5 protein-coding genes, 1 tRNA gene and 1 pseudogene are annotated in these 7,627 nt (G+C 39.6%); 2 read left to right on the forward strand and 5 right to left on the reverse strand.

Features of this window, described 5'->3' with window-relative positions:
• The 3 genes from JWP71_RS05395 to JWP71_RS05405 form a co-directional block, all read right to left on the reverse strand.
• Positions 1–868 (reverse strand): ribose-phosphate pyrophosphokinase (locus JWP71_RS05395; RefSeq protein ID WP_299497742.1); only part of this gene is annotated, 868 nt, incomplete at its 3' end.
• A 96-nt stretch (positions 869–964) separates the two neighbouring features.
• Positions 965–1,035: transfer RNA gene (locus JWP71_RS05400), tRNA-Gln, on the reverse strand.
• Between the two features lie 119 nt (positions 1,036–1,154).
• Complete coding sequence (locus JWP71_RS05405) at positions 1,155–1,700, reverse strand: hypothetical protein (protein WP_299497743.1); 546 nt, start codon at positions 1,698–1,700, stop codon at positions 1,155–1,157.
• Positions 1,701–2,022: 322 nt separating this feature from the next.
• Between JWP71_RS05405 and JWP71_RS05410 the strand changes: the two genes are divergently transcribed.
• Positions 2,023–5,154 carry a DUF2723 domain-containing protein gene (locus tag JWP71_RS05410; RefSeq protein WP_299497744.1) on the forward strand — a complete coding sequence of 1,044 codons (3,132 nt, stop codon included), beginning with the start codon at positions 2,023–2,025 and terminating at the stop codon, positions 5,152–5,154.
• A gap of 102 nt (positions 5,155–5,256) precedes the next feature.
• Here the strand turns inward: JWP71_RS05410 and JWP71_RS05415 are convergent, their stop codons facing one another.
• Entirely contained in the window at positions 5,257–6,213 is a 957-nt protein-coding gene (locus JWP71_RS05415; protein WP_299497746.1) for an acetyl-CoA carboxylase carboxyltransferase subunit alpha, read from the reverse strand.
• A gap of 46 nt (positions 6,214–6,259) precedes the next feature.
• Positions 6,260–6,769 carry a hypothetical protein gene (locus JWP71_RS05420; RefSeq protein WP_299497747.1) on the reverse strand — a complete coding sequence of 170 codons (510 nt, stop codon included), beginning with the start codon at positions 6,767–6,769 and terminating at the stop codon, positions 6,260–6,262.
• Positions 6,770–7,203: 434 nt separating this feature from the next.
• Here JWP71_RS05420 and JWP71_RS05425 point away from each other — a divergent pair.
• Positions 7,204–7,627 (forward strand): annotated as a pseudogene (locus JWP71_RS05425) (glycine--tRNA ligase); the annotation flags it as partial.

Consider the following 7,627-nt stretch of genomic DNA (forward strand, 5'->3'; position numbering starts at 1 on the left):
TTGACAGCACTGTTATTTTTTTGCTGGTGCGCTTCAAAGGTATAGTATCAGTTACTATCAATTCGGCTAAAGCTGAATTTTCAATGGTTTCATAGGCGTCGCCTGATAAAACAGGGTGTGTACAAACCGCGCGCACGCTGCGTGCGCCACGCTCCATAATCAGCTCTGCTGCTTTAGCCAATGTGCGGGCAGTATCACATATATCATCAATCAGCACTATATCCTGGTCTGTAACATCCCCTATCAACGTCATTGATTCAATCTCGTTAGCACGTTTACGTTGTTTATCACAAATTACAACCTCAGCGTTAAAGAACTTGGCAAAACCACGTGCCCTGTATGATCCGCCCATATCCGGCGAAGCAATAGTTAAATTGCCTAAATCCAGGCTCTTTATATAAGGTACAAAAATTATAGATCCGTCCAGGTGATCTACCGGAACATCAAAAAAACCTTGTATCTGCGCAGCGTGCAGGTCCATGGTCATGATACGATTAATACCTGCGGCTACCAACAAATTAGCTACCAGTTTTGAGCCAATGGCAACACGCGGCTTATCTTTCCTATCCTGCCTTGCTAAACCAAAATAAGGTATAACGGCATTTACATAATGTGCAGATGCGCGGCGCGCGGCATCAACCATCATCAGTAACTCCATTAAATTATCAGTAGGCTGATGGGTAGATTGGATCAAAAACACATCACAACCGCGTACAGATTCATTAAAATGCGGTTGAAACTCGCCATCGCTGAAACGCGAAAGTGCCGAGTCGCCCAGCTCCTGACCGTAAGCATCAGCAATTTTTTGTGCCAGATCTTTCGAACCGGAACCTGCAAATAACTTAACCGTATTGAACTGTAAAGGCATTTTTGAAGCTGTTAGCTATAAAAAACAATTTCGGATTTTGAATCTTCATGGAGTAAATCCGAAATTGAAAATTCGAAATCCGAAATAGTTGATTTGTTGCCCGACCAGGATTCGAACCTAGACAAACGGTACCAAAAACCGTCGTACTACCATTATACTATCAGGCAATCTCCACCTTCAAAACATACGTTCTGAAAAGGAATGCAAATATAAGACGAAATTTTCAACTTCAAAATCTAAATTGAAAAAATAAGTATCATACTAAATCTTGCCAATTACAGCCTTTTTATTGGTCGTTTAGCTCTTTTTTGATAATTAAATTTTCCTTTTTCCTGTCTGATTTTCGTCTATCAGATTTTAGCCTTTGTTGGTATTTGTTCTTGTCACCCTCAAAATGCATTGATGTTTCAGAAAGTTCGGAACCTTGTCTGATCATTAATCCGTTATAAATACAGTTGTCATAACCGCAGTTATGTTTTGAATAAGTTCCAAAGTTTCTGTGTCTAATTTGTTTGTTTGATAATATTATTTGTTGATTTTTTATTACTTCGTCCCAAATTTTTGCTTCGTCAGCTTTGGTTAATTCTTGCCCCAAAGTCGAAACTTCAACAAATACTTTGGGATCTTTAAGTTGCAGAAAATCAAAGGTCTTTTTAAAGGTATTATGAGCATATTCTCTAACAGCTATTTTTTCTTCGAGTGATAATTTATCGTGTTCAACAATCGAACGATATAGTCCAAGTGTGTTAAAATCTTCATACTTCTTATAATTATCAATATAAAAGAAATATTCTTCAATAGTTAGCTGATTAAATTTTTGTCCTATTATCATAATTTCGATTTTGAAATCTGTTTTTAATATTTAGCAATGCTATCTGAACTATAATGTAAATATAAATATAAACAACGTGTTCGCGGGATTCTTTGTCGAGAGATTCTAAGAGGACAAAAAAGCACCCCTACCGGGGGAGATTATTCACAATTCGTTTGTTTTTATGTTTAAAGGTGTTCATGAGGGAGTTGCCGTTTAGAGGGGCCTGCTTGGCTAATACTGTTAAATTATGCTAAATGCTTTATCGTACTTTTAAAACATCGGGTTAGTTTTACTATTTTCGAAGCTGTAAACACATCAACCTTTGCAAAATTTCTAAAAAATGAAATATAATAAGATCAACAACCTGTTTGGCTGGGTAGCATTTATAATTGCCTCATTAACTTATATTTTAACCTTAGAACCATCAGCAAGTTTTTGGGATTGCGGCGAGTTTATTGCCTGTATATACCGCCTGCAGGTGGCCCACCAACCGGGCGCGCCATTGTTTACCATGATAGGCAAGGTTTTTTCACTGTTATCCTTAGGTGATGTTACCAAGGTAGCTTATTGGACCAATATAGCATCGGCATTAGCCAGCGGGGCAACAATCCTATTCTTGTTTTGGACCATAACCGCCCTGGCAAAAAAGATATTAATTAAAAAAGAAGAAGACCTGCATCTTACCAACCTAATACTTATTATGGGTGCCGGTATGGTTGGCGCGCTGGCTTATGCGTTCTCTGATACGTTTTGGTTCTCGGCAGTTGAATCAGAAGTTTACGCGCAATCATCATTATGTACAGCCATTGTTTTCTGGGCCATATTAAAATGGGACGCTCATGCCGACGAGCCCAATGCCGATAAATGGATAATATTTATTGCTTACGTAATGGGCCTATCAATAGGTATACATTTATTAAACCTGCTGGTAATACCGGCTATAGCGTTGATTATATATTTCCGCAAATCAAAAAACGCTACTACCTGGGGTACCATTAAAGCATTTTTATTAGGTGTTGTAGTAGTGGCCGCAGTGTTATGGGGTATTATTCAATACACCGTAAAAGGCGCCGCGTTTTCTGATTTATTTTTTGTAAATACCTTAGGATTTGGTTTTGGCAGCGGGGCCATTGTGTTCTTTTTATTAGTATGTGCTACCATTATTGCAGGTATTGTTTATACCATTAAACCATCAAAAATAGCTATTATACTTACCGCGGTTTGCTTTGCTTTAGCATTAGCGGTTAGCGCTGGCATAATTGGCCTGGTAATAGCCGTAGCCATTATAGCCCTAATGGAATACGTTGTTAAAATACGCGAGCGCCGCTTTGCATTAAACAGCTTTTTAGTGTGTACCGCGTTTATATTGTTTGGCTATAGCTCGTTTGTGATGATTGTGATACGGGCCAAAGCAGGCACCAATTTAAATAATAGCGACCCGCAGGATGCCTTTGCACTAAACAGCTATCTTAACCGCGACCAATACGGCGATACGCCACTGTTATACGGCCAATACTTCGACTCAAAACCTATCGAGCAAACCCAGGGCGCGAATATGTACCGCCGCGGAAAAGATAAATATGAAATTGCCGGCAAAAAACTGAATACCATCTACGATAAAAACACCATTTTCCCGCGGATGTTCAGCGAAAAACCGGGGCATGTAGAGTTTTACAAGAGCTGGGAGCATATAGCGGATGGGCAAAGCGCTACGTTTGCTAATAACCTTTCCTTCTTTTTAACCTGGCAGGTTAATCAAATGTACACCCGTTATTTTCTATGGAACTTTGCCGGCCGCGCCAACGAAATGGATGGTCAAACCAATACAATTGACGGCAGCTGGATAAGCGGCTGGAACTTTGGTAAAAAACTGCCTTATGCCGTAACGCAAAGCAAAAGCTATAACCGGTTATTCTTTTTACCGCTTATTTTGGGGCTGATGGGCATTTTCTTCCATTTCCGTCGTAACCAAAAAGACGCGGGTGTGGTTGGTGTGCTTTTCTTTTTTACGGGTATAGCCATATTACTATACCTTAACCAGGACCCATTGCAACCACGCGAACGTGATTACGCTTATGCGGGCTCCTTCTATGCTTTTGCAATTTGGATAGGCCTGTCGGTATTATGTATTGCCCACTTGTTAAGCAAAAAAGAAAAAGCGTTAAATGCGGCTATATTATCAACCGTGGTTTGCCTGAGTGTAGGGCCCATATTGATGGCTAACCAGGAGTGGGATGACCATAACCGGTCTACCAAGCTTACGCCGCATGATATGGCTTATAACTATTTAAACTCGTGCGCGCCTAACGCTATATTATTCACTTTTGGCGATAACGATACGTATCCGTTATGGTACATACAGGAAGTAGAGAATGTGCGGCCTGACGTGCGTATTGTAAATTTAAGCTTACTCGGTATGGATTGGTACATCCGCCAGATGAAAACAAAAATGAACGAATCGGCACCATTGCCGCTTACCATGCCTAACGATAAATTTAAAGCCGGTGTGCGTGATGTTATTTATTATAATGATGCCAAAATACCCGGATCATTAGAAGTTAAAGACGTATTTGATTTTATGCTGTCGGATAATAAAGAAGCCATGGCCCAATATGAAAATGGCGAACAGGCCAATTACCTGCCCACCAAAAACTTTAAGCTTACAGTTAATGCTGATGATGTTATAAAAACCGGCACCCTGCCTGCCACCAAAAAGGACCAGATAGCGCCAGTTATGGAGTTTAAATACCCCGGCAACTATGTTACAAAAGACAATTTGGCGTTAATGGATGTACTGTCGCACAACAACTGGAAAAGACCGGTTTACTTTACAGTTACCGTACCTACCGAAAACATGATGGGTTTAGATAAGTATATGCATAATGAGGGCTTTGCCTACAGGTTATTGCCATTAAAACCAGATACAGCCGCCGCGCCGCTTGAAACTGCTAATACATTAACCATGTACAACAACATGATGAATAAGTTTAAATGGGGCAACATGAAAACCGCCACCTATTTGGACCATGAATCATTAACCATGTTTTACCCTTTAATAAGTCATTTGTATTTATCATTGGCAGAAAACCTGTTAAAAGAGGGCCGTGTAGACCTGGTTAAAAACGTGTTGCATAAATATAATGATGTAATGCCTGCCATAATACCGGTGCAGGAAGCCGCCGTAAGGAAGTATTACTTATCAGAAATTGCTTATCGTACCGGCGAAACCGCTATGGCTGATAAAATAATTGGGCAGATTGATGATTATGTAACCAACTCGCTCGACTATAATTATACTTTATTTAAGGATGGCAAAACTGATATTAATAATAACGATATACGGTTTGGAATGTCGTTTTTAAACGGATTGGCAACTTTGACTAAAGACTATAACCACACCGGGTTAAACGCGAAGTATACAGCACAGCTTGCAAATTATGCAAAAGAATTTGGGATAGGTTTAGGGAAGTAGGTTATCTGAACCATGATTTACAGGATTTGATGATTGCCTTGATTATTAATACCAAGACTGGCAATCATGAAATCCTGTAATCCTAAAAATCAGGGTTCAGATTTATTCCTCTACCACCACGCCCATTGAGCAAAACTTATCTATACGCTCGGTAACCAGCTCTTCAACATTACGCTCTTTAAGCACTTTAAGTTCTTTTAGCAGTTGTTTCTTTAGGATTGCCGCCATTGCAATCGGGTCCTGATGGGCACCGCCAAGTGGTTCTTTAATAACACCATCTATCAGCTTATTCTTCAGCATTTCGGTTGATGTCAGCTTCAGCATTTCTGCCGCTCTTTCCTTTTGCTCCCAGGTTTTAAATAAAATAGTCGAGCAATTTTCGGGAGATATAACCGAGTACCATGAGTTATCCATCATTAATACCCTATCCCCAATACCTATACCCAATGCACCACCGGATGCCCCCTCGCCAATTACCACACAAATAACAGGTACTTTTAAAACAGACATTTCCAGGAGGTTGCGTGCAATTGCCTCACCTTGTCCGCGTTCTTCTGCTTCAAGACCCGGAAATGCTCCCGGTGTATCAATTAAAGTAACTACGGGCTTGTTAAACTTTTCGGCCATTTTCATCAGCCTTAATGCCTTGCGGTAGCCTTCGGGATTAGCCATACCAAAATTGCGGTATTGGCGCTCTTTGGTATTGCGCCCTTTTTGGTGGCCGATAAACATTGCGGTTTCGCCGTTCAGGGTACCAAAACCGCCGATGATGGCTTTATCATCACCTACAGTACGATCGCCGTGCAACTCTATAAAATCATCACACATTAGCTCCAGGTACTGTAAAGTATACGGCCTTTCGGGATGGCGGGATATCTGTACTTTTTGCCAGCCGGTTAGGTTACTATATATTTCTTTCTTGGTTGTTTCCAGCTTATTCTCCAGCTCAGCCAATGTTGCAGACATATCTAACTTATTTTTGTCTTCAACCTGCTTCACTTTTTCAATCTGCTGAAGCAAATCTGCCAATGGTTTTTCAAAATCAAACGTAATCTTCATATTTCAGAATATTGAGGGCGCTAAATTAAATAAATCAAATGGCATATTACCAATTAGGTTTTTGCAATGCTTCATACCTGGTATTTTGCTGGGGCGATAATAGTTTTTGGGTTGATAAGCAAGCCAGTAACATGGCATTTCTTAACTCTCCCAAATATGCGCCAGACCGGTTACCATAAAATATCACAGTGCCATCATCAATTTTATTATGCCTGAAAAGGCTGTCCAGCGTCCTTTCATTGGCAATAATAGATCCGCCTGTTTGTAACCTGCGGCGGTGCATATAATTTTTAATTTCGGTTATCTTTTGTATTTGTATAGGGCTAAGATCCAGCTCTTTTTTCCATTTAAGCACCTTATCGGGCATGGGGTAATGGTTCATTTCGGCCACGCGGGCCATTTCGTCGTCGGCTTCGCCGTTTAAATAAGCTTGGTAATGAGGGTAAGTTAAAGTACGTGCCGGCGAGATTTTAATAGTACTATCGGCTGCTGATTGTGCATGAGCCATTTTACTGGATAATACTATCAATGTAAAAAAGTATATAGTTTTCCGCATAGGATATTGTTTTTTTTAACAACGCAATTATTGCGGCAAAGTTCGCTTAATTTAATAATTTTTATCAGCTGATATTTCACAACGATTTTTACCTTTTTAAATAACCTGTGTCATAAGTTATTACTTTGTTTCAAATAACTTGTTTCATCATTTCTGAAATTGCCTATTTGTAATTATTTGATTATCAATTTAAAACTTAAAATCATACCTAAAAATACTGACGAATAAGTTGTTACATTTTGTTTCATCACTTTTAATCAATCACCTCATAAACAATACTTTAAGTCGAAATCTTGTTTCACTTGTTACATTTTGTTTCACACTCGCGTGAAACAAGATCCATTTTTATCATTGGCGGTGATGGAAAGATCAATTGAAATGACATTCAATAATTCTCCTATCCAAAATCAAAAAAATATATCTTTGCTCCTATTATGAGCAAGAATACCGACGAACTTTTTAAAAATGTTATAGCACACGCCAAAGAGTATGGCTTTGTTTTCCCCAGCAGCGAAATTTATGATGGCTTAAGCGCCGTTTATGATTATGGCCAATTTGGCGCCGAGCTAAAAAACAACCTCAAAACCTACTGGTGGAAAGCCATGGTGCAAATGCATGAAAATATTGTTGGTATTGATTCGGCCATATTTATGCACCCTAAAATTTGGAAAGCAAGCGGCCACGTTGATGGTTTCAGCGACCCGATGATTGATAACAAGGATTCGAAAAAACGTTACCGTGCAGATCAGTTACTGGAAGATAAAATAGACCGTTACGATAAAGACGGCAAAACAGATAAAGCCGAAGCATTGCAAATTGCAATGGACGAAGCCTTGAAAAATGAGGACCTTCCCCGCC

Origin of the sequence: Mucilaginibacter sp., from assembly GCF_028287845.1 — a bacterium.
In the GTDB taxonomy this organism is placed as follows: domain Bacteria; phylum Bacteroidota; class Bacteroidia; order Sphingobacteriales; family Sphingobacteriaceae; genus Mucilaginibacter.